Raw genomic sequence first — 653 nt, 5'->3', positions numbered from 1 at the left:
TAAACTTTTTTATGAAGGCTACCAAGCGAAAGCGCGGTAGAAAAATCTGTGTCTATTTTCTTGACATAGTATCAATACCTTGTGCAATAAGATTAATTCCCATTGATGTATTTTGGGTAAAGGCTACTTCATCCGCATGACATCCAATCAACCTTGAGATCTTTTCCCGAGCGATCTCAACTTCATCCCACCATTGACCAAAGGAAGCGCCCGAATAAGATCTTGATTGATGAAAGTCAACAATCGCATTTTTTACACGAGAAGGCAGTGGCGACATAGCAGCATTATCTAAGTAAATAAAATTTTTCGTGATTGGAAACTCCTCTTCTCTCCAATAATCCACGTTAAATCCCGGTGTTTCATTCGTGTCCACATGTATGCCCCCTTAAAAATATTCATGGAAGTGCAGAATTAAGTCTTTATATATCTTTGCTGCTTTAACAATTTCACTTACCTTAATATGTTCATCCTTTGTATGAGCCTGATTAATACTACCAGGACCAAAGACGATGGTTGGAATATCTAAAAGGGCAATTTTACTAGCATCTGTGCCAAAAGGTACACCGTAAACTTGTGAATTGATGCTAGACTAAAAAGTAGACACAGATTGTTATAATAAATATATCAACTATAACGAGGTGTGTCTGTATGGC

Annotated in this window: 2 protein-coding genes; both read right to left on the bottom strand. The window is 37.2% G+C overall.

What is annotated here, in order from left to right:
* Positions 1 to 52: 52 nt before the first annotated feature.
* Positions 53 to 373: an aminotransferase class V-fold PLP-dependent enzyme gene (locus tag ACR65M_RS26995; protein WP_440274957.1), complete on the bottom strand. Its 321-nt coding sequence runs from the start codon at positions 371 to 373 to the stop codon at positions 53 to 55.
* A gap of 12 nt (positions 374 to 385) precedes the next feature.
* Positions 386 to 583, bottom strand: coding sequence for a M20/M25/M40 family metallo-hydrolase (locus ACR65M_RS26990; RefSeq protein ID WP_440274958.1), 198 nt, complete (start codon positions 581 to 583; stop codon positions 386 to 388).
* Positions 584 to 653 lie beyond the last annotated feature (70 nt).

This window comes from Ferdinandcohnia sp. SAFN-114, assembly GCF_059415045.1.
Note: the sequence above shows the minus strand (reverse complement) of the source record. Positions and strands in the feature narration are given on the sequence as shown.